This window comes from Frigoribacterium sp. CFBP 13605, from assembly GCF_014839405.1.
In the GTDB taxonomy this organism is placed as follows: Bacteria; Actinomycetota; Actinomycetes; order Actinomycetales; family Microbacteriaceae; genus Frigoribacterium.
Map to the genome: position 1 here is coordinate 16,934 of NZ_JACYNS010000017.1, position 23,020 is coordinate 39,953.

19 protein-coding genes are annotated in these 23,020 nt (G+C 69.5%); 7 read left to right on the forward strand and 12 right to left on the reverse strand.

Features of this window, described 5'->3' with window-relative positions; genetic code table 11:
• Positions 1-6 precede the first annotated feature (6 nt).
• From acnA to dut, 4 genes are all read right to left on the reverse strand, one after another.
• The gene (gene acnA, locus IFT36_RS06170) at positions 7-2,823 is read right to left on the reverse strand and encodes an aconitate hydratase AcnA (RefSeq protein ID WP_159826519.1); all 2,817 of its coding nucleotides are present in this window, start codon (positions 2,821-2,823) and stop codon (positions 7-9) included.
• Between the two features lie 151 nt (positions 2,824-2,974).
• Complete coding sequence (locus IFT36_RS06175) at positions 2,975-3,733, reverse strand: DUF3159 domain-containing protein (protein WP_056045452.1); 759 nt, start codon at positions 3,731-3,733, stop codon at positions 2,975-2,977.
• 6 nt (positions 3,734-3,739) lie between these two features.
• Complete coding sequence (locus tag IFT36_RS06180) at positions 3,740-4,378, reverse strand: DUF3710 domain-containing protein (protein WP_123570779.1); 639 nt, start codon at positions 4,376-4,378, stop codon at positions 3,740-3,742.
• 77 nt (positions 4,379-4,455) lie between these two features.
• A complete protein-coding gene (gene dut, locus IFT36_RS06185) occupies positions 4,456-4,917 on the reverse strand; it encodes a dUTP diphosphatase (protein WP_173150895.1) in 462 nt (153 codons plus the stop codon).
• A 39-nt stretch (positions 4,918-4,956) separates the two neighbouring features.
• Between dut and IFT36_RS06190 the strand changes: the two genes are divergently transcribed.
• On the forward strand, positions 4,957-5,412 hold the full coding sequence (locus tag IFT36_RS06190; protein WP_200412667.1) for a DUF3093 domain-containing protein: 456 nt from the start codon (positions 4,957-4,959) through the stop codon (positions 5,410-5,412).
• Here the strand turns inward: IFT36_RS06190 and IFT36_RS06195 are convergent.
• Positions 5,387-5,680 carry a DUF4193 domain-containing protein gene (locus IFT36_RS06195; protein ID WP_043592858.1) on the reverse strand — a complete coding sequence of 98 codons (294 nt, stop codon included), beginning with the start codon at positions 5,678-5,680 and terminating at the stop codon, positions 5,387-5,389. The genes IFT36_RS06190 and IFT36_RS06195 overlap by 26 nt on opposite strands.
• Positions 5,681-5,878: 198 nt before the next feature.
• Here IFT36_RS06195 and sepH point away from each other — a divergent pair, with 198 nt between their 5' ends.
• Complete coding sequence (gene sepH / locus IFT36_RS06200) at positions 5,879-7,033, forward strand: septation protein SepH (RefSeq protein WP_200412669.1); 1,155 nt, start codon at positions 5,879-5,881, stop codon at positions 7,031-7,033.
• 28 nt (positions 7,034-7,061) lie between these two features.
• Here the strand turns inward: sepH and IFT36_RS06205 are convergent, their stop codons facing one another.
• A complete protein-coding gene (locus IFT36_RS06205; protein ID WP_123570130.1) occupies positions 7,062-8,192 on the reverse strand; it encodes an alkaline phosphatase family protein in 1,131 nt (376 codons plus the stop codon).
• A gap of 61 nt (positions 8,193-8,253) precedes the next feature.
• Here IFT36_RS06205 and IFT36_RS06210 point away from each other — a divergent pair, with 61 nt between their 5' ends.
• A complete protein-coding gene (locus tag IFT36_RS06210) occupies positions 8,254-10,767 on the forward strand; it encodes a DNA gyrase/topoisomerase IV subunit A (RefSeq protein ID WP_159826517.1) in 2,514 nt (837 codons plus the stop codon).
• Between the two features lie 80 nt (positions 10,768-10,847).
• Here the strand turns inward: IFT36_RS06210 and IFT36_RS06215 are convergent, their stop codons facing one another.
• The gene (locus IFT36_RS06215; RefSeq protein ID WP_200412670.1) at positions 10,848-12,962 is read right to left on the reverse strand and encodes a DNA gyrase/topoisomerase IV subunit B; all 2,115 of its coding nucleotides are present in this window, start codon (positions 12,960-12,962) and stop codon (positions 10,848-10,850) included.
• 224 nt (positions 12,963-13,186) lie between these two features.
• Here IFT36_RS06215 and IFT36_RS06220 point away from each other — a divergent pair, with 224 nt between their 5' ends.
• Positions 13,187-13,414, forward strand: a complete 228-nt coding sequence (locus IFT36_RS06220; RefSeq protein WP_043592677.1) for a DUF7455 domain-containing protein — start codon at positions 13,187-13,189, stop codon at positions 13,412-13,414.
• Positions 13,415-13,514: 100 nt separating this feature from the next.
• On the opposite strand, the gene IFT36_RS06225 is transcribed toward IFT36_RS06220, so the two are convergent.
• From IFT36_RS06225 to IFT36_RS06245, 5 genes are all read right to left on the reverse strand, one after another.
• Positions 13,515-14,267 (reverse strand): hypothetical protein, encoded by a 753-nt coding sequence (locus IFT36_RS06225; protein WP_123570133.1) that lies wholly within the window; start codon positions 14,265-14,267, stop codon positions 13,515-13,517.
• Positions 14,264-15,523: a MurT ligase domain-containing protein gene (locus IFT36_RS06230; RefSeq protein WP_123570134.1), complete on the reverse strand. Its 1,260-nt coding sequence runs from the start codon at positions 15,521-15,523 to the stop codon at positions 14,264-14,266. Before IFT36_RS06230 ends, IFT36_RS06225 begins: the two co-directional genes overlap by 4 nt.
• A 4-nt stretch (positions 15,524-15,527) precedes the next feature.
• Positions 15,528-16,787: an RNA polymerase sigma factor gene (locus tag IFT36_RS06235; protein ID WP_056047486.1), complete on the reverse strand. Its 1,260-nt coding sequence runs from the start codon at positions 16,785-16,787 to the stop codon at positions 15,528-15,530.
• Positions 16,788-17,027: 240 nt separating this feature from the next.
• Entirely contained in the window at positions 17,028-18,383 is a 1,356-nt protein-coding gene (locus tag IFT36_RS06240; protein WP_192123584.1) for an MFS transporter, read from the reverse strand.
• Positions 18,384-18,471: 88 nt separating this feature from the next.
• The gene (locus IFT36_RS06245; RefSeq protein WP_056047489.1) at positions 18,472-19,398 is read right to left on the reverse strand and encodes a proteasome assembly chaperone family protein; all 927 of its coding nucleotides are present in this window, start codon (positions 19,396-19,398) and stop codon (positions 18,472-18,474) included.
• Between the two features lie 85 nt (positions 19,399-19,483).
• On the opposite strand from IFT36_RS06245, the gene IFT36_RS06250 reads away from it, so the two are divergent.
• The 3 genes from IFT36_RS06250 to IFT36_RS06260 all read left to right on the forward strand — a co-directional run.
• Positions 19,484-20,962: a leucyl aminopeptidase gene (locus IFT36_RS06250; RefSeq protein WP_200412671.1), complete on the forward strand. Its 1,479-nt coding sequence runs from the start codon at positions 19,484-19,486 to the stop codon at positions 20,960-20,962.
• Positions 20,963-21,136: 174 nt separating this feature from the next.
• Entirely contained in the window at positions 21,137-22,510 is a 1,374-nt protein-coding gene (gene lpdA, locus IFT36_RS06255; protein WP_159826512.1) for a dihydrolipoyl dehydrogenase, read from the forward strand.
• 89 nt (positions 22,511-22,599) lie between these two features.
• A partial coding sequence (locus IFT36_RS06260; RefSeq protein ID WP_307785045.1) for a biotin/lipoyl-containing protein occupies positions 22,600-23,020 on the forward strand: 421 nt, incomplete at its 3' end.

The window sequence follows — 23,020 nt, forward strand, 5'->3', positions numbered from 1 at the left end:
CGTCGCTCAGACCAGGCTGCGCAGGACGTACTGCAGAATGCCACCGTTGCGGTAGTAGTCGGCCTCGCCGGGGGTGTCGATGCGCACGACGGCATCGAACTCGACCGGCTGCTTGCCCGCGGGCGAATGGGTGGTGGGGGTCGCCGTGACGTGGACCGTCTTCGGCGTCGTGCCCTCGTTGAGCTGCTCGATGCCAACGATGTCGATCTGCTCCGTGCCGTCGAGACCGAGCGACTCCCAGCTCTCGCCCTGCGGGAACTGCAGGGGAACCACTCCCATGCCGATCAGGTTCGACCGGTGGATGCGTTCGAAGCTCTCGGTGATGACCGCCTTGACCCCGAGCAGGCTCGTGCCCTTCGCGGCCCAGTCCCGGGAAGACCCCGAGCCGTACTCCTTGCCGCCCAGGATGACCAGGGGCGTGCCCTGCTCCTGGTAGCGAGCACTGGCGTCGTAAATGAACGACTGCGGGCCTTCGGCCTGGGTGAAGTCGCGGGTGTAGCCCCCCTCGACCCCGTCGAGCAGCTGGTTCTTGAGGCGGATGTTCGCGAACGTGCCCCGGATCATGACCTCGTGGTTGCCGCGACGGGACCCGTACGAGTTGAAGTCCTTGCGGTCCACGCCGTGCTCGTCGAGGTAGTGACCGGCCGGGCTGTCGACCTTGATCGACCCGGCGGGGCTGATGTGGTCGGTCGTGACCGAGTCGCCGAGCTTGGCCAGCACGCGGGCGCCCTGGATGTCGGTCACCGGCGTGGTCTCGATCGTCATGCCCTCGAAGTACGGCGGTTTGCGCACGTAGGTCGACTCGGAGTCCCACTCGAAGGTGGCGCCCGTGGGGGTCGGCAGGGAGCGCCAGCGCTCGTCGCCGTCGAACACCCCGGCGTACTCATGGGTGAACATCCCCGTGTCGATGGACGAGTCGATCGTCTGCTGCACCTCGGCCGCGTCGGGCCAGATGTCGCGGAGATAGACGTCGGAGCCGTCGTCGGCGGTGCCCAGGGCGTCGTTCTCGAAGTCGAAGTTCATCGACCCGGCGAGGGCGTACGCGATGACCAGCGGCGGGCTGGCGAGGTAGTTCATCTTGACGTCGGGGTTGATGCGACCCTCGAAGTTGCGGTTGCCCGACAGGACGGCCGTGACGGCGAGATCGTTGTCCTGCACCGCCGTGGAGATCTCGTCGAGCAGCGGGCCCGAGTTGCCGATGCAGGTCGTGCAGCCGTAGCCGACGGTGTAGAAACCGAGGTCCTCGAGATAGGTGGTCAGGCCGGCCTTCTCGTAGTAGTCCGTGACGACCTTCGACCCGGGCGCGAGGGTCGTCTTGACCCACGGCTTGGCCTTGAGCCCCTTCTTGCTGGCGTTGCGGGCGAGCAGGCCCGCAGCGAGCATGACGGAGGGGTTCGACGTGTTCGTGCACGACGTGATGGCCGCGATGGCCACGGCGCCGTGGTCGAGCGTGAAGGTCGAGCCGTCGCCGAGCGCCACGGAGGTGGGCTTGGAGACCTTTGCCGGTGCGTGCGACGTGTGCGAGATCGAGTGCGGCTGGGCGTCGTCGTCGTCCTCGGCCGTGAAGCCGATCGGGTCGGAGGCCGGGAACGTGCCCTCTACCGCGGCGTCGACGTGCGAGTGGTCCGTCGTGGCGTAGTTCTCGAGGTCGACCTCGAACTGCGACTTGGCCTCGGTGAGCTCGATGCGGTCCTGCGGACGCTTCGGCCCGGCGATGGACGGGACGACCGTCCCGAGGTCGAGCTCGAGGTACTCGCTGAACACGGGTTCGGTCGAGGGGTCGTGCCACAGGCCCTGCAGCTTGGAGTACTGCTCGACGAGGTCGATCTGCTCCTCGGAGCGCCCGGTCAGACGCAGGTAGTCGAGGGTCACGTCGTCGATCGGGAAGATCGCCGCCGTCGAACCGAACTCGGGGCTCATGTTGCCGATGGTCGCCCGGTTGGCCAGGGGCACCTCGGCGACGCCTTCGCCGTAGAACTCGACGAACTTGCCGACGACGCCGTGCCGGCGCAGCTGCTGCGTGATGGTGAGCACCACGTCGGTCGCCGTCACGCCGGTCGGGATCGAGCCGGAGAGCTTGAAGCCGACGACCTTGGGGATCAACATCGACACGGGCTGACCGAGCATCGCGGCCTCGGCCTCGATGCCCCCGACGCCCCAGCCGAGCACGCCCAGGCCGTTGACCATCGTCGTGTGCGAGTCGGTGCCGACGAGGGTGTCGGGGTACGCCTGCAGCACTCCGCCGACCTCGCGGCTGTAGGTGACCCGCGCCAGGTACTCGATGTTGACCTGGTGGACGATGCCGGTGCCCGGCGGGACGACCTTGAAGTCGTCGAAGGCCGTCTGCCCCCAACGGAGGAACTGGTACCGCTCGCCGTTGCGCTCGTACTCGATCTCGACGTTGCGTTCGAGCGCGTTCTCGGAGCCGAAGAGGTCCGCGATGACGGAGTGGTCGATGACGAGCTCGGCCGGTGCCAGCGGGTTGATCTTGGTCGGGTCTCCGCCGAGCTCGGCGACGGCCTCTCGCATGGTGGCGAGGTCGACGATGCAGGGCACCCCCGTGAAGTCCTGCATGACCACGCGCGCCGGCGTGAACTGGATCTCGGTGTCGGGCTCGGCGGTGGGCTGCCACGAGCCGAGGGCCCGGATCTGGTCACCCGTGACGTTCGCACCGTCCTCGGTGCGGAGCAGGTTCTCGAGCAGGACCTTGAGGCTGAACGGAAGCGTCGAAGAACCCTCGACCGCGTCGATGCGGTAGACCTCGTAGTCGGTGGACCCGACCGTGAGGGTGTTCTTCGAGCCGAAACTGTTGATTGCAGACACGTGCCGTCTCCCTTGCTGACTACGCCCTCATCTTGGCCGGTGCGCGCGACGCCCACCAGCGAGGTCAGCCTAAGTCCGCGGGGTGTCCCCGGGGCCGATCCCAGCGATTTGTCTCGATGTCGAGACAAAACATAGCACCAGGAGGCGCGGGTCAGGCCGAGGGGCCCCGCGCGTCGTCCGCCGCCTCGCGTCCGCGGTAGACCGTCCGCACGAGGAGCCAGGTCACCCAGAGCAACCCCGCGTAGAGGGGCACGCCCATGACGAGCTTGAGCGTCCCGAGGAGAGCGACGTCCCCGGCCAGCCACAGCGGCACCTGGACGGCGAGGCGGGCGGCGAACAGTCCGGCCCACAACCAGGTGGCCAGGACGAGGACGCGTCGTTTCGCCCGGTCCCCCCGCCAGCCCGTGCCGTCGTTCGTGAGGAGTCCGACCACGATGCCGATGAGCGGCCAGCGCACGGCGATACTGACGAGCATCGCGGCGAGCGACGCGGCGTTGATCAGCAGGCCGGGCACGAAGTTGTTCTCGGCACGGCCGGAGAGCAAAGCGATCCCCGCGGAGAGGGCGATGCCGAAGACACCCGCGAGGGCCTGGGCGACCGGACCGCGCTGGACCGCGCGTGCGACGACGAACGCCACGGCCAGGACCAGCGGGATGAGGACCGACGGGACGACGTCCTGCGTGATCGTGTAGACGACCACGAAGCCGAGCCCGGGGACGATGGACTCGACGAGCCCCCGCACCCCGCCGATGGCGGTGAGCAGCGCCGACGCCGTCGGGACCTCGCCGGGGGCGACCTGGCCGATGCCGGCCCGTCGGGCGGCGGCTTGCAACTGGGCCGCGAGCGACACCCGGGGGTCGTCGAGCGGCGACGGATCAGCCGGATCGGGCCGGTCGTCGGACGCGGACACGTCGGGTCAGACGACCGAGGGCGTGGTGCCCGGGGCGTCGGTCGGGCCGGCCTTCGGCATCGACAGCGGGATCAGCTCGCGCGGAGGCATCGGGGTCGTCCCGCGGACCACGACGATGCTGCGGAAGAGTTCTTCGATCTTCTCGGCAGCGTCGCCTTCGTGAGCCGCGTCGCCAGCGATCACACCGCGGAGGAACCAGCGGGGCCCGTCGACGCCGATGAAGCGTGCTCGCCGGGTCGTGCCGGGGTCACCGCCCATCACCGGGATCTCGGCGCGGACCTCGGGACCGAAGGGCCCCTCGACCTCGGCCGTCGTGCCGCCCTGCTTCTCGATCTGCTCGCTGATCTGACCTCGGATCTCGTTCCAGAGTCCCGTCGTGCGGGGCGCCGCGAACGGCTGCACCTGCAGCGTCGACTTGGCGAAGTCGAGGCCGACGGCGACGACCCTCTTGCTTCCCTCTTCGACTTCGAGTCGGAGGTGGAGCCCCTCGCGGGGCAGGATCTTGACGCCACCGAGATCGACGTACGGGCGGACGGGGTTGGCCTCGGTCTCGTCCAGCGGGCCCACCTCGGAGCGGTCCGCGGGTGCCGACTTGGAGTCGTCGAACACCTCGACCTCAGCGTCGTCGAGGGACTCGATGTCGATCTCGACGTCGGCGACGTCGGCCGACTCGACGTCGATCTCGACTGCGGCCAGTTCTTGCTCGCGGCGTTTGGACTTCCTCACGCGGTGCCTCCTGGGTTGTGTGCGTATCCGGTGGATCCGTGACCGTCGACCCCTCGGACGCTCTCGGGGAGCGTCGCGACGGGAACGAAGGTCGCGCGGACGACCGGCATGATGACGAGCTGGGCGATCTTGTCACCGACGGCGACGTGGTGCTCGGCCTCGAGGTCGGTGTTGAGCAGCGAGACCTTGATCTCTCCGCGGTACCCCGCGTCGACGGTGCCCGGGGCGTTCACGACGGTGATGCCGTGCTTGGCGGCGAGGCCGCTGCGGGGCATGACGAACGCGGCGAAACCCTCGGGAAGGGCGATGGAGACGCCCGTGCCGACCAGGGCGCGGTGGCCGGGCCTCAGCACGAGGTCCTCGGTCGAGACCAGGTCGGCGCCGGCGTCGCCCGGGTGGGAATACACGGGCACCGACATCGCCTCGGCGGCGATGAGGACGTCGAGGGTCTGGATCACGTGTCGAGGGTAGTGCAGAAGTCTGGTCGAATGGACGTCATGAACCCCTACCGTGAGCGCCTGCTCCCGCCGCTCTCCGTCTTCGTGGCCTGCGCGCTCCTCGTCCCCGCCACCCTCCTGGTCTTCCTGCCGATCAACTCGACGGTCGGCGTGGTGATGGCCGTCGTGTTCTACGCGGCCGCCGTCGTCCTGCTCGTCCTGACCTCGCCCGTGCTGACGATCGACGACGAGGGCTTCACCGCGGGGCGGGCCCGTCTGTTCGCCCACGAGATCGGTGACGCCGAAGGGTTCACCGGCGCCGACGCGACACGAGAAAGAGGGCCCCGGCTCGACGCGCGAGCCTGGACCCTCTTCCGGGGGTGGGTGCGACCGGTGGTCAAGATCTCTCTGACGGACCTCGACGACCCGGCGCCCTACTGGTTGGTGTCGACCCGTCGACCCGACGAGGTCGTGCGACGGTTGGAGGCGATCAGGCGGCGCACTCCCGGCAGATAGCGCCCAGCTTGGTCTCGTGGTCGAGCTGCGAACGGTGCTTGACCAGGAAGCACTCGACACAGGTGAACTCGTCGACCTGCGGGGGGAGGACGACGACGTCGAGGTCGAGGTCCGAGAGGTCCTGCCCGGCGAGCTCGAACGAGCCCGGGTTGTCGGCGTCGTCGTCGACGACGCCGGTCATCTTGTCGGGGACCCTCTCTTTGAGCCCCTCGATCGACTCCGAGCCGTCGTCGTCGTTCTTGCGAGGTGCGTCGTAGTCGGTGGCCATGCCCATCCAGTTCTTCGGTGATTCGTGTGCCCGATTCGGCGGGTGCAGTTTGCATCACTCGTTGTCGAATAGCAAACCAGTTCCCACGGCCTTTCAGCCGCCTCGGAAGAACTGACGGCACGCCCGTCGTATTCCCGTGAGAACGGCCGCCGACGTGCGACTCTTGGCACCGGATCACGACGGTGAAAGGCGTGGAAAATGCAGGATCTCAGGGTCATAGGCGTCCAGAGCGGAGCTCTGCTCGTCGCCACCGACGCCGGTGGCGAGTACCGCCTTCCCGTCACCCACACCCTCCACTCCCAGCTGAGGGCGGCAAGCCCCGGTGACGCCCCGGTCGAACGGAAGGCACCGCCCCGCGAGATCCAGGCCTTGGTCAGGGCTGGCAAGACCCCTCAGCAGGTGTCCGACCTGACCGGCGCCGACCTCGACTACGTGCACCGGTTCGAAGGGCCAGTCCTCGCCGAGCGCGCCTTCGTGCTCGAGAGCGCCAGGGCCGTCCCGGTGTCCGTCGACGACGACGCGACGTCCGGTGTGCAGGCGACCACCTTCGGAGCCGTCATCGACGAGCGACTGGACGGTGCCGAGACCTCGCAGCGCGACTGGAGTGCCTACAAGGACGCCGAGCACGGCTGGGTGGTCCACCTGGCCTTCGTCACGCACGAGGTCGAGCGCGACGCGACGTGGCGCTTCGACCCGAAGAAGTCGGTCCTCGCCCCCCTCGGCGGCGACGCCCACCGCCTCTCGCAGCACGGCGAGGACGTCGGTCCACTCGTCCCTCGTCTCCGGGCCGTCTCCCGTGAGCCGCGCCACGACGACACCTCGGGCCGTTTCGACAGCGGCGCCTTCCTGGTCGAGCAGGCCGACGCGGTCGAACTGCCGGCCGAGACCGCGACCGACCGGTTGCGTCCCGGCGTCCGCAGCACCGCCTCCTTCGCCGCCGCCAACCGGGCACCCGACGACGAGAGCGGGCACGACCAGACCGCGGACCTCCTCGAGGCGCTGCGACGCCGACGCGGAGAACGCGAGGCCGCCCGGTTCTCCGACGACGACGGGCGCCCGGACCACCAGGCCACCGGGGCGATCCGCGTGATCGACGTCCCCCTGGACGACTTCGACCTGCCCGAAGGGGCCACCAAACCCACACCCGTGCTGCCCGACCGGTCGACCCGAGGTGACGCCCCGGCGGGCGACGCACCGGTCCAGCCCACGGGCATCCGGGGCAGCCGGGGACGCGCTGGCCGACGCGAGATGCCCAGCGCGGCCCAGTCGACCAAGAAGGCGCGGGGGCGCACCTCGATGCCGAGCTGGGACGAGATCGTCTTCGGAGCGCGTACGGACGACGACCCCGCCTGACCCTCCTGGCCCGCCCCGGCGGCCACGATCACCGCCGGTAGGCGCCGAACGTCCTCAAGGGCACGAGCGTCTCGTCGTCGGACCACGATCCGTGGTGACCGACCATGGTTCCCGGAGCACCACCGCGATCTCGTCCGTCGTAGTAGGCGACGCCCCGCCGGGCGGCGACGATCACGTCGCCGATGCGGGGCAGGACCGCCGGGTCCACGGCCCCGAACCAACCGGCGTCGACGGCCTCCGACCGGGACAACACCCAGGCTCGGTCGCCTTCGGCTGCTCGCCACGCGTCGAGCACCGCATCCCGGCGGCCCTCGTCGGCATCGGGCTCGAGGTGCAGTTGCAGGCAGCGGGGCTCCCCCGCCACGTGCCTCACCCCGTCGACCAGGGCGGGCATGCCCCCGAAGACGATGCGCCTCCGTTCGGCCACGTCGACGATGCCGTGGTCGGCCGTGACGATCACCCCGACGTCGGGCGCGACCGAGGCCTCCAGCCTCCGGACCTCGCCGTCGACGCCTTCGAGGGCATCGATCCATTCGTCCGATTCCCAGCCGGCACGGTGAGCGATCATGTCGAGCTCGGGGACGTAGAGGTACACCAAGGAGGCGCGGGTCGAGTCGACGAGCATCGCCGCGGTCTCGAAGCGGTCGGCCACGCTCTCCGCCACGTCGTAGGTGGCGCCCCGGAGGATGGCCTCGGTCAGGCCGGACGATCGGTAGCGCTTGGGGCCGACGGCGTGGGACTCCACGTCGGTGGCCGTCTCGAACAGCGTGGGACGCCGCTGCCACTCGTCGGGCCGCATCCGATCGTCCCACCCCGAGAGCTGCTTCACCACTCGATCGTTCTCGGGGTCGAGAGCCGAGTAGCCGACGAGGCCGTGCTCGCCGGGGAGCGCCCCGGTCGTCAGCGTCGTGAGCGCCGCGGCGGTGGTCGTGGGCCACCCGGACCACAGGCTGCCCTTCACCCCCGACAACGTCCGGGCGTGGCCCCGACGGGCACCGAGGGCCGCCTGGCCGAGACCGTCCACCAGGACGACCACCGCGGCCCGCGCGGCGGGCAGGCGGAGCGCGTTCGGTTCGCCCCGCAGGGACGCGAGAGTCGAGGGCACCACGTCGGCCAGGCTCACGGCCCCGCGGGGGCGCGCCGGTACGATGGAGGACACCGGCCCCAGTCTGGCACAGCGACGATCGGGTGCCCCGTCCACCCCGATCCGTGAGAAGTGCATGACCACCACCGAGAACACGAGCAGCTCCGACCACGGCGAACGCATCGAGGACATCGACGTCTCGCTCGAGATGCAGGGGTCGTTCCTCGAGTACGCGTACTCGGTCATCTACTCCCGAGCGCTGCCCGACGCCCGGGACGGCCTCAAGCCCGTCCAGCGTCGCATCCTCTACCAGATGTCCGAGATGGGCCTCCGGCCCGACAGGGGCCACGTCAAGAGCGCGCGCGTCGTCGGTGAGGTCATGGGCAAGCTCCACCCGCACGGCGACACCGCGATCTACGACGCCATGGTCCGTCAGGCGCAGCCCTTCACCATGCGGGTGCCGCTCATCGACGGGCACGGCAACTTCGGCTCGCTCGACGACGGGCCCGCGGCACCGCGGTACACCGAGGCTCGTCTCGCCGAGGCGTCGTTGGCCATGACCCAGGGACTCGGCGAGGACGTCGTCGACTTCGTCCCCAACTACGACAACCAGTTGATGCAGCCCGAGGTGCTTCCGGCGGCCTTCCCGAACCTGCTCGTGAACGGTGCGAGCGGCATCGCGGTGGGCATGGCGACCAACATGGCGCCCCACAACCTCGTCGAGGTCGTCGGTGCCGCCCGGCACCTGATCGACCACCCCGACGCCAGCCTGGACGACCTGATGGCGTTCGTGCCGGGTCCCGACCTGCCGACCGGCGGCACGATCGCCGGGCTGGCCGGGGTCCGCGACGCCTACGCGACGGGTCGGGGCAGCTTCAAGACCCGGGCGCGGGTCGGCGTCGAGAGCATCACCGCACGGAAGAACGGCCTCGTGGTCACCGAGCTGCCGTACCTCGTGGGGCCCGAGAAGGTGATCGAGAAGATCAAGGACGGGGTGCAGGCGAAGAAGCTCACCGGCATCACGGACGTCACCGACCTGACCGACCACAAGCACGGTCTCCGTCTCGTGATCGGCATCAAGACGGGTTTCAGCCCCGAGGCGGTCCTCGAGCAGCTCTATCGCTACACCCCGCTCGAAGACGGCTTCAGCATCAACAACGTCGCCCTGGTCGAGGGGCAGCCGCGGACCCTCGGCCTGAAGGAGATGCTCGAGGTCTACGTCGCGCACCGCCTCTCGGTCGTCACGCGTCGCAGCCGCTACCGGCTGGCCAAGAAAGAAGACCGCCTCCATCTCGTCGAGGGCCTCCTCGTCGCCATCCTCGACATCGACGAGGTCATCCAGGTGATCCGGACGAGCGACGACACGCCTGCCGCCCGGGCACGCCTGCGCGAGGTCTTCGACCTCAGCGAGATCCAGGCCGAGTACATCCTCGACCTGCAGCTGCGCCGTCTCACCAAGTTCAGCCGCATCGAACTCGAAGCCGAACGCGACGAGCTGCTCGCGGCCATCGCCGACCTCAAGGACCTGCTGGCCGACCCCGCCCGCCTCAGGGCCCTCGTGTCCAGCGAGCTCGGCGAGATCGCCGAGCAGTTCGGCACGCCGCGTCGGACCCTGCTCACGGAGGCCAAGGCGAGCGTCGCGACGACCGGTCGGGGCAGCAGGTCGGCCCCGGTGCTCGAGATCGCCGACACCCCGACCCGGGTGTTCCTCTCGACGACGGGCCGCGTCCTGCGGGTGGACCACCTCGACCCCGACTCCGCTGCCCCCACTCCCCCGACCCGACGCACGAAGCACGATGCCGTCCTCTCGTCGATCGACACGACGACGCGGACCGAGATCGGCGCCGTGACGAACCTCGGCCGCCTCGTCCGGTTCACCCCCGTCGACCTCCCGTCCGTGCCGCCCACGTCCGTCCAGCTGGGTGCGGGGGTGCCCATCCGGGACTACATCGGCGTGGTCGACAAGAAGGAGCGCGTGCTCGGGCTCGTCTCGCTCACCGCCGACCGGAGCATCGCGCTCGGCACGGCCCGCGGGGTCGTCAAACGGGTCGCGACCGGCCAGTACCCCGCCCGACCCGACTTCCCGGTCATCACGCTGAAGAAGGGCGACCAGGTCGTCGGCGTCGCCCAAGGGGTCGACGAGGACGAACTCGTCTTCGTCACGTCCGCCACGCAGTTGCTCCGGTTCACCGCCTCCGCCGTCCGGCCGCAGGGGCCCGCGGGTGGCGGGGTGGCCGGCATCAACCTTCCGGACGACGCGACCGTGATCTTCTTCGGTGCCGTGCCCGCGGGTCGCGAGGCCGTCGTCGCGACGGTCTCGTCGAGCAACTCGACGATCGCCGGCACCGACCCCGGACGTGCCAAGCTCAGCGCGTTCGACGAGTACCCGGGCAAGGGGCGTGCCACGGGCGGCGTCCGGTCCCACTCGTTGCTGAAGGGCGAGGACGCCCTGTCGCTGGCCTGGGTCGGCCCGGCTCCCGCTCAGGCGGTCGGGCCGGACGGTTCGGTCCGCACTCTGCCCGCCGAGCTCTCACGCCGTGACGGATCGGGCACGCCCCTGGACGCGCCCGTGGGCTCGGTCGGCGCCTCGGTGGCGCACATCGCCGATTCGGCCACCGGCCTCGAGGCAGGTGCCGAACCGGACGAGTGACTCCTCGACGGAGCGACCGAGGCGGCGTCCTCGACGTCGAGACAGGGCGTCCTCGTTCTCGGTGACGGCCTGCTCAGGACTCAGACGTCGATGCGGTCCCGGCTGAGACCGGCGCCGTCGATGATGAACTCCTTGCGAGGAGCCACGTCGTTGCCCATCAGCAGTTCGAAGACGCGGGCGGCGTTCTCGGCGTCGTCGACCTTGACGCGCCGCAGCATGCGGTTCTGGCGTTCCATCGTCGTGGTGCGGAGCTGTTCGGCGTCCATCTCGCCGAGTCCCTTGTACCGCTGGATGGGGTCCTGGAACTTCTTGTTCGTGCGTTTGAGCCCTGCGAGGACACCGTGCAGCTCTTTCTCGGAGTACGTGTAGATCGTCTCGTTCGGCTTGCTGCCGGGGTGCATCACGACCACTCGGTGCAGAGGGGGGACGGCCGCGAAGACGCGACCGGCTTCGATCATCGGTCTCATGTACCGGAAGAACAGCGTCAGCAGCAGCGTCCGGATGTGAGCACCGTCCACGTCGGCGTCGCTCATGATGATGACCTTGCCGTAGCGGGCCGCCTCGAGATCGAAGGACCGTCCTGACCCGGCTCCCAGCACCTGGATGATGGAGGCGCACTCGAGGTTCGAGAGCATGTCGCTGACCGAGGCCTTCTGCACGTTGAGGATCTTGCCGCGAATGGGCAGGAGTGCCTGGAACTCGCTGTTCCGGGCGACCTTGGCCGTGCCCAGCGCGGAGTCCCCTTCGACGATGAACAGCTCGCTGTTCGCCACGTCGTTCGACCGGCAGTCGACCAGTTTGGCCGGCAGGGTCGAGTTCTCCAGGGCGTTCTTGCGACGCTGGGTCTCTTTGTGCGCCCGTGCGGCGATGCGGGTCTTCATCTCGGCGACGACCTTGTCGAGCACGAGGGCGGTCTGCGCCTTGTCTTCTCGCCGGGTCGACGTGAACAACGCGCCCAGCTCGTTCGCCACGACGTTCGCGACGATCGCGCGGACGGCCGGCGTGCCCAGGATCTCTTTCGTCTGGCCCTCGAATTGTGGCTCGGGCAGGCGCACCGTGAGGACCGCCGTCAGACCGGCCAGGACGTCGTCCTTCTCGATCTTGTCGGTGCCCACCTTGAGGCGACGGGCGTTGGCTTCGACCTGCTGCCGCACGAACTTGAGCAGCCCGGCCTCGAAACCGGTCTGGTGCGATCCGCCCTTCGGCGTCGCGATGATGTTGACGTAGCTGCGGAAGACCGTCTCGTACCCCCCGCCCCAGCGCAGGGCGATGTCGACGTCGCACTGGCGTTCGAGTTCGGTGGCGATCATGGCACCACCGTCGGTGAGCACGGGCACCGTCTCGGTGTAGGTGCCCGACCCGGTCAGACGCCACGTGTCGGTCACGGCGGTGTCGGGGGCGAGGAACTCGACGTATTCGCTGATGCCCCCGTCGAAGCGGAAGGTGCTCTCGAGCGGGAAGCCGCCGTCCGTGAGGGAACCCACGCGTTCGTCGCGCAGGGTCAACGTCAGCCCCGGGATGAGGAAGGCCGTCTGCCGGGCCCTGGCCGACAGCTCATCCGTCTGGAACGAGGCCCCTCGGGTGAAGACCTGGCGATCGGCCCAGTAACGCACCCGGGTGCCGGTGACGCCACGCTTGGTCTTGCCCACTTCTCGGAGCACGCTGCCGGACACGAAGGGGGTGAACGGTGAATCGGGGGTGGGTTCGTCGACGTCCTCGAAGGTGCCGGGTTCACCGCGTCGGAACGACATGGCGTACGTCTTGCCGCCCCGGTCGACCTCGACGTCGAGCCTCTCGGACAGTGCGTTGACGACGGAGGCACCGACGCCGTGGAGGCCGCCGGACGACGTGTAGGACCCGCCGCCGAACTTCCCGCCGGCGTGGAGCTTCGTGAACACGACCTCGACACCGCTCAGACCCGTCTTGGGTTCGATGTCGACGGGCACCCCGCGTCCGCTGTCGCGGACCTCGACGCTGTCGTCGGGGTGCAGAACGACGTCGATGGTGTCGCCGTGCCCGCCCAGCGCCTCGTCGACCGAGTTGTCGATGATCTCCCACAGACAGTGCATCAGGCCCCGGGAGTCGGTCGACCCGATGTACATGCCGGGGCGTTTGCGCACGGCCTCGAGGCCTTCGAGCACCGAGAGGTGCCGGGCCGAGTAGTCGGAGGCGGGGGCGGACGAGGTGGGGGGCATTGTTCTCCTGAGGGGCCCGCCGCCATCTCTCGACGACGGGAATGCGGGGAGGCGGTGACCGCGTTACAGCCTACCGAGGGCCGCCGACACGGCAGTCCCGACACTCGACCGGCCCCTCGCCGCTACGCGATGAGCGAAATCCGGTGCCGATGGCACGCGATACCGACGTCGGCGTGTTTTGATGAGTGTCTCACCCACCGCACCACCGTCAGGAGGAGCATCACATGACTCAGATGGCCACCGACCAGACCGCCGTCGACGAGCTCGGCTCCCGTTACCAGTTGAGCGCCGCGGACCGCTGCGACAGCTGCGGAGCCCAGGCCTACATCCGCGCGACCATGGCCACCGGCGAACTGCTCTTCTGCGCCCACCACGGCGCGAAGTTCAAGGAGAAGCTGCAGCCCACCGCCATCGAGTGGCTCGACGAGAGTTCGAAGCTCCTCGCCCACTGAGACGCCGCGCCTCCCCGGACCACAGCCCGGGTCGGCGGTACGACGAAGGCCCCGCATCCGATCGATGCGGGGCCTTCGTCGTGTCTGCGGACCGACGTCGTCACATGGCCTTGAACGAACGCTCGAGGTTGTCGGCGATGACCTTCTGCGACGCGGCGGCGTACTCGTCGAGCTTCGCGTGCCCGGGGCCTGCCGAGTAGGAGATCATCCGGCGGCTCAGGGCGACGCGGAGCACCCGGTCGGTGAGGACGGGGTTGAGCGGCAGGACCGGGCCCTTCAGCTGCGTGCCGAAGGAGACCCCGCGTCGGACGCCCTCGCGACCGTCTCCGTTGCCGCCTCCGTGGACGACGGTCCCGAAGGGCTCCGCCTCCGCCCCGAGTTCGAGATGAGCGGCGTGGTCCTCGAAACCGAAAAGGGTGACCTCGTCGCCCTGGTAGTCAGTGCTCACCTGCAGGTAGTTCGTCCGTCGCGGAGCCCCGCGGCGGACCACTGCGTCGAAGAAGCCGACACCCTCGACCGTCGCCCCGTCGACGTCCTCGACGCCGCGGCTGAGGAGCTCGAGACCGCCCCCCACCGCCACGACCGGCACACCGGACGCCGCGAACGACTCGAGCGCCGGCGCGAGGCGGCGAGCATCGGCGGCGACGGCTCGCACGCCGGACAGGGGGCCGTGCCCCACGACGACCACGTCGGCCACGGTCGGCACGTCGTCGCCCACGCGGTACTCGAGCACGCGGCTGTCGACCCCGGCTCGCCGCGCGCGCACCGAGAGCGACGTCACGTTGCCCCGATCGCCGCTCACGCCGAGCTCTTCCGGGTAGAGGTGGACGATTCGGAGGACGTCGTCGCTCACGCGGTCTTCTCCAGGTCGGGGTGGCCGAGGATGCGACGGGCCAGCATCATCTGCTCGTAGTTCGTCACGAAGTGCTTGGTCTTGTCGCTCGGGGACGGAAGCGCTCGCATCAGACGGATGGCCTTCGAGATGTCTTCTTCGATCACGTGGACCGGGATGCCCTCGTGCTCGAGCCTCAAGGCCAACTGCCACGCCTTCGCGCCGGCGAGGACGTCGACGTGGTCGAGGTGCGAGAAGTCGATGTCGTAGATCCACGAGATGTCGGGCGTGCCCTCGTCGATGGCCAACATGACCTGCTCGACGCCCTGCGGGAGTGCGTCGAGGTTCATCTGGAGGCTCGCCGCGTTCTTGAACATGATGAACTCGGCTTCGTCGGCGCCGAGGGACATGCGCTCACCACGACCGTAGGCCGGCTTCATGCTCGCGAACGCCCGCCGGACGGCGGCCGGGTCGACCGGGTGCCCCAGGACGACCGAGGCCGTCTGGAGCGCCGCTGCCGCGTCGACCGCGTAGTGGAGACCACGGGCCGGCAGCCGGACGTCGATCGGAGTGCCCGAGACCGTGATGGTGGCACCTGTGCCCGTGAGCGCGGTCACCTCGGTCTCCGCGGTCAACGAGGAGTCGGCCTCACGGCTGAAGTCGTGCGCGTTCTGCAGGCCGTTGGGTGACGCGGAGACGACCTCGGAGGAAGCGCCGAACCGGGTCACCGTCTGGCGACCGACCGGCTGGTAGGGGCCGAGGTGCTGGTCGTCGCGGTTCGTGACGACCGCGACCGTCGCCTCGGCGGCGGTGTCGGTCATCATCGTGCCGACCCGCTCGGTCTCGAAGAACCGGTACAACTGGTCGACCTGCACGTTGAGCATGAGCACCGTGGAGGGGTGCAGGGACTTCGTCAACTCGACCGCGAAGGCCTCGTCGACCTCGATCACCCCGATGTCGTCACGGACGCGACCGAAGGGCGTCACCTCACGGAGAAAGGCCGACGCGATGCCCTGCGGGAGGTTGGCACCCGTGGGGTTCGTGAACACCTTCAATCCGTGGGCACGAAGCGTCTCGGTGAGCATCATCGTGGTCGTCGACTTGCCGTTCGACCCGAGCACGAACACGACGCCGCGATCGAACTGGGACGACACATGGGTGAGGAAGTCGGGCGCGAGCTTCAGGACCGTCTGCCCCGGGTACGCCGACCCGCCACCACGCAACCGGGCGACCGCCCGGACGAGACGGCCGGCCAGCACGGGGACCAGGTAACGCACGGGCCTACTCGAGGTAGTCGCGGAGCGACTGTGAACGCGACGGGTGGCGAAGTTTCGCCATCGTCTTGGACTCGATCTGGCGGATGCGCTCGCGCGTCACGCCGAACGTGTCACCGATCTGGTCGAGGGTCTTCGGCATGCCGTCACCGAGCCCGAAGCGCATGCGGATGACACCGGCCTCGCGCTCGGACAGGCTGTCGAGCAGCGATTCGAGCTGTTTCTGCAGCATCGTGAACCCGACGGCGTCGGCCGGCACGACGGCCTCGGTGTCCTCGATGAGGTCGCCGAACTCGCTGTCGCCGTCCTCACCCAGGGGCGTGTGGAGCGAGATGGGCTCGCGGCCGTACTTCTGGACCTCGACGACCTTCTCGGGCGTCATGTCGAGTTCACGCGAGAGCTCTTCGGGCGTGGGCTCGCGTCCCAGGTCTTGCAGCATCTGACGCTGGACACGGGCGAGCTTGTTGATGACCTCGACCATGTGCACCGGGATGCGGATGGTGCGAGCCTGGTCCGCCATGGCCCGCGTGATGGCCTGACGGATCCACCAGGTGGCGTAGGTGGAGAACTTGAAGCCCTTGGTGTAGTCGAACTTCTCGACGGCGCGGATCAAGCCGAGGTTTCCCTCTTGGATCAGGTCGAGGAACTGCATGCCACGGCCCGTGTAACGCTTGGCGAGGCTGACCACGAGTCGGAGGTTGGCACCGAGCAGGTGGCTCTTGGCCCGCTGACCGTCGCGCGACACCCAGCGCAGCTCACGCTCGAGCTCGCGGCTCAGGCCGGTGCTGTTCGCGAGCTTGTCGTCGGCGAAGAGACCCGCCTCGATCCGCATGGCGAGCTCGACCTCTTCGGCCGCGTTCAACAGGGCGACCTTGCCGATCTGCTTCAGGTAGTCCTTGACGGGGTCGGCCGTCGCACCCGTGATCGTCGTCGAGTAGACGGGCATCTCGTCGTCGTCGTCCTGCGAGATGACGAGCGCGCCGGTGGGGAGGATCTCGGGGACGGGCTTGGCGCCCTCGCCGTCCGCGTCGTCGGCGGCAGCCGGGTCGACCGCGGCCTCGGCGTCGACCTCGTCGTCGGCGGGTTCGGCTGCGGCGGCCTTCTTGGCCGCGGCGGTCTTGGCCGGAGCCTTCGTCGCCGCCTTCTTGGCGGGAGCCCTCTTGGCCGGCGCCTTCTTGGCGGGAGGAGCCGTAGTCTCGGCCTCGACGGCCGTGTCGTCGGTCACGGCCTCGTCGGGGGCCGTGGTCGCCTTGCTTCGTGTAGCCATGCGAACACCTTTCAGTTCTCGGTACGTTCCGGACCGGACGCGATCGTCGCGTTCACGTGCGCCGGTGGGGACGTCGACCGGCACTGGGCGTCGGCCGAATTCGGGCAGTACTAGGACCCATGTCAAGTCCTCGATCGAATGCGCGTCGACGACGTCGACGCGGTAACTCGATCGATGGACATGAACGGGTCCGTATCCCATTATTGCACGTCCGACCGGTGCCGAGCGACAAGGGCGACCTCAGGCGGTCGGTCCCCTCCGGGCCCGGGTGCGTGCGGCATGCCATCTCTTGTTGAGGGCAACCCAGAGCGGCGCCACCTCTATTCCTTCCTCCAGCCGCAGGCCCCGGCGGGTGCGCCGACGCTCGACGAGCAGAGCCACCACGCCACCGCCGATCACCACGTACTGCACGAGCAGCGCGATGCGGAACGACTCGAACGCGAAGAGGTCGCTCGGCTGGCCCGAGGCGATGCGGGCGGCATCGAGTCGATCGAGCACGACGCCGATGAGGAACATCATCACGAAGCTCGCCAGGAAGCCACCGACGTTGACCACCCCGTTGGCCACGCCGAGGCTGCGAAGCGGGTTGAAGGTCCGCGCGAAGTCGAAGCCGATCAGGGAACCGGGCCCGCCCACTCCGAGCACGACCACGAGCACGTAGGCGAGCCAGTGCGGGGGTGTCCCCGGCCACGCGAGCAGCGTCGTCCAGACCACGGCCAGCACCGTGACGATGCCGAGGACCAGGTTGGAGCGTCGCATCGGGTACCGGGCGACCAGCACCCCGAGGACCGGCCCCGCCACGACACCGGACAGCACGAGGAGGGAGAGCATGCCCGAGGCCTCGGCGGTCGTGAAGCCCAGACCGCCCACCAACAGGGGAACGCCCCACAGCAGGCTGAAGACCGTGCCCGACGACTGCGTCACGAAGTGCGACCAGAACCCCAGCCGGGTACCGGGACGCCGGACGCTCTGTCCGAGCTGTCGCCCCGCGTCGGCCCAACTGACGACCGTCTCGGAGCGGACGCGACCGGTCGGCGACTCCTTCACGACCAGGAGCACCACCACGGCGGCCACGACCGACAACGACGCCGCGCTGAGGAAGGCCGGGCCCCACCCCGCCCCGTGCAGGACGATCGACAGCGGCACGGCCGACAGCACCTGACCCAGTTGTCCGACGTTGCCGGTCCACTGCGACACCTGCGGCAGGATCGGACCACGGAACCACGAGGGCAGCAGACGGATCACCGAGATGAAGGTCATCGCGTCGCCGGCGCCGACGAGCACGCGGCCCACGACGGCCACGCCGATCGTCGGGGGCGAGAGCGCCACGACCAGCTGGCCCGCCGCCAGCAGGACGGCCCCTGCGACGATGAGCCTCTTGGGCCCCACCCGGTCGAGCAGGACGCCGACCGGGATCTGCAGCCCGGCGTAGACGACGAGTTGGACGACGGCCAGGGTCGACAGGGTGGAGGCCGAGACGCCGAAGAGCTGCTGGGCCTCGACGCCGGAGACGCCGAGCGACGACCGCTGCAGGACGGCGACGACGTACGCGAAGACGGCGGCGCCCCAGACGACCCAGGCGCGTGCGGAGTTCACCCCGTGACCCTAGCCGACCGGGCGCCGGCCGCCGGCCCGCGCCTCCTGCGTCCGCGGATCGGAACGGACCCGGGAGGTGCGGTGCCGGTCAGGCGCGGTCGTCGCCCTCGCCGTCGACCCGCCGGGTGGCGAGGAACTTCTCGAGTTCGGCCGCGAGTGCGTCGGCCGTGGGCACCTGGCCGTCCTGGTCGGTCAACGGCGACGGCAGCGGGTTTCCCTGCATGTAGGTGTCGTGACGTTCCTCGAGCGTGGCGACCAGGCGCGAGAGCTCGTGGTTGCCGGCGACCTGCTCGTCGACCTTGACCATGAAGTCACGACCCTCTTCGCGGAGGCGGTCGGTCGGGAAGATCAGACCCGTCGCGGCACTGATGCTCGACAGCGCCGCCACGGCGGCGTCGGGGAACTCGGTGTCGGCCAGGTAGTGCGGGACGAGCAGGACGAAGCCCGCCGTGGGGTGACCCGTCTCGCCGAGCCGGTGTTCGACGAGGTGCAGAGCGTTGGCGGGGGCCTGGGTCACGGGCTTCCAGACGGACATCGCCTCGACCAGGTCGGACCGGTTGCCGCTGACCGTCACGCCGATGGGACGGGTGTGGGGCACGGGCATCGGGATCGAGTGCACCCAGGTCGTGGTCGAGACGCGGTAGCGCTCGACGAGCTGCACGACGGCCGCGGTGAAGCGCTGCCACTGGAAGTCGGGTTCGAAGCCCGCCAGGAGGAGGAACCGCTGACCGAGGTCGTCGTGGACGAGGTAGAGGGAGAGGGTCGACGGCTCGATCTCGGAGATGTGGTCCTGGTCGAACGTGAAGGTCGGGCGACGGGCCCGGTAGTCGAGGAGCTCGTCGGCGTCGAACGTCGCCACGAGGGTGTGGTCGAGGGTGTCGAGGACGTACTCCGCGAGCTGGCTCACCGCCGAGCCCGCGTCGGCGAACCCGGTGAGTCCGGCGACGAGCGGGAGGCCCTCGGGCACGCCGTCGGCGTCGGGGGTGAAGTCGTAGAGAGCTGCGGGGTCGTGCATGGTCTCCATGCTAGGCACCGGTCGTCGCCAGGAGGGCCCGCGACCACGTGCCGAGAGCGAACACCACGGTGGATACGATGGATGGATGACCGTCGCCACCCTCTCCGTCCTGCCGTCCGATCCGATCACCGCCGAGGCCGACGTCCTCGTCGTCGGAGTGGTGAAGGGGGCCGACGGTCCCGAGCCGACCCTCGAGGTCCCGGGGCTCGCCGAGTCCTTCGCCGCCCTCGGTGTGACGGGCGCGCGGGACGAACTCGTCAAGGTCCCCGCGTCCGGCGTCGCGGCCACCATCGTGGCGCTGGTCGGCCTGGGCGACGCCGTCACGGCCGAGAGCCTGCGCTACGCCGCCGGCTCGGCCGTCCGTCAGCTCACGGCCGTCGACCGGGTCGTCCTGGCCCTGCCCGTGGGCGACGCCGCCGACGCACTGGCCGCCCTCGAGGGCGCCGCGATCGCCTCGTACGAGTTCGACGCGTTCCGGCACTCCTCTGCGTCCGACACCCGTCGACACGCTCGCGACATCGCCCTCGCGACGGCCACGGAGGTCCAGGAGTCCGTCCTCGACCGTGCCGCCGTGGTGGCCGAGGCGGTGCACACCGTCCGTGACCTCGCCACGACTCCCCCGCAGCAGATGTACCCCCAGGCACTCGCCGACTTCGCCGTCGCGCACGCGTCGGACGACGCCCTCTCGGTGACCGTGCTCGACGAGGACGGCCTCCGTGACGGCGGGTACGGGGGCATCCTCGGCGTCGGCCAGGGCTCGAGCCGCGGTCCCCGACTCGTCAAGGTCGAGTACTCCCCCGCCGGAGCCGCCAAGCACCTCGCCCTGGTCGGCAAGGGCATCACGTACGACACGGGCGGGTTGTCCCTCAAGCCCGCCGGGAGCATGCTCGGCATGAAGGACGACATGACGGGGGCCGCCACGGTCCTCGCCGTGACGGTGGCCGTGGCCAAGCTGCGGCTCCCCGTGCGGCTGACCGCCTGGCTCTGCATCGCCGAGAACATGCCGAGCGGCACGGCGATCCGACCCGACGACGTCCTCACCATCAAGGGCGGCACGACCGTCGAGGTGACGAACACCGACGCCGAGGGCCGCCTGGTCATGGCGGACGGGTTGGTCGCGGCGAGCGACGAGCAGCCCGACGCCATCGTCGACGTGGCCACCCTCACGGGTGCCCAGGTCGTCGCCCTGGGCATGCGCTACGTCGGCGTCATGGGCAACGACGACCTCGCGTCCGAGATCGTGTCGCTCGCCGACACGGCCGGCGAGACCTTCTGGCGCATGCCGCTGGCCCCCGAACTCCGCGCGCGCCTGAACTCCGACGTGGCCGACCTCGTGAACGCGACCCCGGGCAACACGGCCGCAGGCATGCTGCTCGCCGGCGTCTTCCTCAACGAGTTCGTCGGCTCGCGGGAGGGCACGACGACGCCGATCCCCTGGGCCCACCTCGACATCGCCGGTCCGTCAAACAACAAGGGCGGCGGCTACGGCTACACGGCCAAGGGCTCGACGGGCGTGACCGTCCGTACCCTGATCGAGCTGGCCGACAAGTTTTCTGCTGCGTAGTAGGGTCGAGGGGGCGGGAGAAACCCGCTGAGATCGGTCCCCCGAGAGCATCCTCCGACGCGCGTCACGACGACGCCGCCGAACGGTGCGGTCGGTTCGGGGACGGGCGTCGTCGCCACCGCGACGGCCCCGCCTCGGCGTCGGGGCACCGCGGACGCACGAGGGAGTTGCTGGGTGTCGGAACAGAATTTTGACCTGGTGGTGCTCGGTGGCGGGAGCGGCGGATACGCCGCAGCGCTGCGAGCGAGCGAGTTGGGCCTGAGCGTCGCACTCGTCGAGAAGGACAAGGTCGGGGGCACGTGCCTCCACCGAGGCTGCATCCCCACCAAGGCGCTGTTGCACTCGGCCGAGGTGGCCGACGTGTCGCGCGAATCCGCCAAGTACGGCGTCAACACCGATTTCCACGGCATCGACATCGCCGCCGTGACCTCGTACCGCGAGGGCATCGTCGCCAGCAAGTACAAGGGTCTCCAGGGGCTCGTCAAGGCCCGTGGCATCACGACCGTCGAGGGCGAGGGCAAGCTCACGTCGCCCTCGACCGTCCAGGTCGGCGAGACCACGCTCAAGGCCAAGAACGTCGTGCTCGCGACGGGTTCGTACTCGCGGAGCCTCCCCGGTCTCGAGATCGGCGGCAAGGTCATCACCAGCGAGCACGCCCTCGCGCTCGACCACGTGCCGAACAAGGTCGTCATCCTCGGCGGCGGCGTCATCGGCGTCGAGTTCGCCAGCGTCTGGAAGAGCTTCGGCGTCGACGTGACCATCGTCGAGGCCCTGCCGCACCTCGTCCCCAACGAGGAGGAGTCGATCTCGAAGCAGTTCGAGCGCGCGTTCCGCAAGCGCGGCATCGCCTTCTCGCTGGGCGTCCGGTTCCAGGGAGTCGAGCAGAACGACGACGGCGTCGTCGTCACCCTCGAGGACGGCAAGACGTTCGACGCCGACCTCATGCTCGTCGCCGTCGGCCGTGGCCCGTCGACCGCCGGTCTCGGCTACGAAGAGGTCGGCATCACGATGGACCGCGGTTTCGTCCTGACGAACGAACGTCTCGCGACGAACGTGCCCGGCGTCTATGCCCTGGGCGACATCGTGCCCGGCCTGCAGCTCGCGCACCGCAGCTTCCAGCACGGCATCTTCGTCGCGGAAGAGATCGCCGGCCTCAAGCCGCAGGTGATCTCCGACGTGAACATCCCCAAGGTCACCTACTCCGACCCCGAGGTCGCATCCGTCGGCCTGACCGAGGTCAAGGCCGCCGACCAGTACGGCGCCGACAAGGTCACCAGCTACGACTACAACCTCGCGGGCAACGGCAAGAGCCACATCATCGGGACGAGCGGCTCGGTCAAGGTGGTCCGCGTCGTCGACGGTCCCGTCGTGGGCGTGCACATGATCGGCGCACGTGTCGGCGAACTGATCGGTGAGGCACAGCTCGCCGTCAACTGGGAGGCCTACCCGGAGGACGTCGCTCCCCTGATCCACGCGCACCCCACGCAGAACGAAGCCCTCGGCGAAGCCATGCTGGCCCTCGCGGGCAAGCCGCTTCACGCGATGTAGATCCCTGGCACCATCGCTCCTGCTCAGCAGGGGCCCGCACCACCACCACAGCAACCACAGACACACATGTCGTCAAAGGAGCCCCACAGATGAGCGAATCCGTCAACCTCCCGGCACTCGGAGAGAGTGTCACCGAGGGTACGGTCACCCGCTGGTTGAAGAACGTCGGTGACCGCGTCGAGGTCGACGAGCCGCTGCTCGAGGTCTCGACCGACAAGGTCGACACCGAGATCCCTTCGCCCGTCGCCGGCGTGATCGAGGAGATCCTCGTCGCCGAGGACGAGACCGTCGAGGTGGGCACGGCCCTCGTCCGCATCGGAGACGGCAGCGCCTCCGAGTCGCCGGCGGACGAACCGGAAGCCGCCGCAGAGCCGGAACAGGCACCCTCGGCACCCGCCGAGCCGGAGGCCGAGGAACCCGAGCTCCCGTCGTCCGCGGCCCCTGCCCCGGGCGAGGACTCCGCCGCCAGCGCGCCCGAGCCCGCCCCCGCGGTGGACCCCGCGCCCGCCG

Bases quoted from the DNA above. Each gene is read 5' to 3' on its own strand.
- IFT36_RS06245 (WP_056047489.1), bottom strand. From the start codon at position 19,398: ATGCACGACCCCGCAGCTCTCTACGACTTCACCCCCGACGCCGACGGC.
- sepH (WP_200412669.1), top strand. From the start codon at position 5,879: ATGCAGGATCTCAGGGTCATAGGCGTCCAGAGCGGAGCTCTGCTCGTC.
- IFT36_RS06210 (WP_159826517.1), top strand. From the start codon at position 8,254: ATGACCACCACCGAGAACACGAGCAGCTCCGACCACGGCGAACGCATC.
- IFT36_RS06195 (WP_043592858.1), bottom strand. From the start codon at position 5,680: ATGGCCACCGACTACGACGCACCTCGCAAGAACGACGACGACGGCTCG.
- IFT36_RS06220 (WP_043592677.1), top strand. From the start codon at position 13,187: ATGACTCAGATGGCCACCGACCAGACCGCCGTCGACGAGCTCGGCTCC.
- IFT36_RS06235 (WP_056047486.1), bottom strand. From the start codon at position 16,787: ATGGCTACACGAAGCAAGGCGACCACGGCCCCCGACGAGGCCGTGACC.
- IFT36_RS06250 (WP_200412671.1), top strand. From the start codon at position 19,484: ATGACCGTCGCCACCCTCTCCGTCCTGCCGTCCGATCCGATCACCGCC.
- IFT36_RS06190 (WP_200412667.1), top strand. From the start codon at position 4,957: ATGAACCCCTACCGTGAGCGCCTGCTCCCGCCGCTCTCCGTCTTCGTG.
- IFT36_RS06215 (WP_200412670.1), bottom strand. From the start codon at position 12,962: ATGCCCCCCACCTCGTCCGCCCCCGCCTCCGACTACTCGGCCCGGCAC.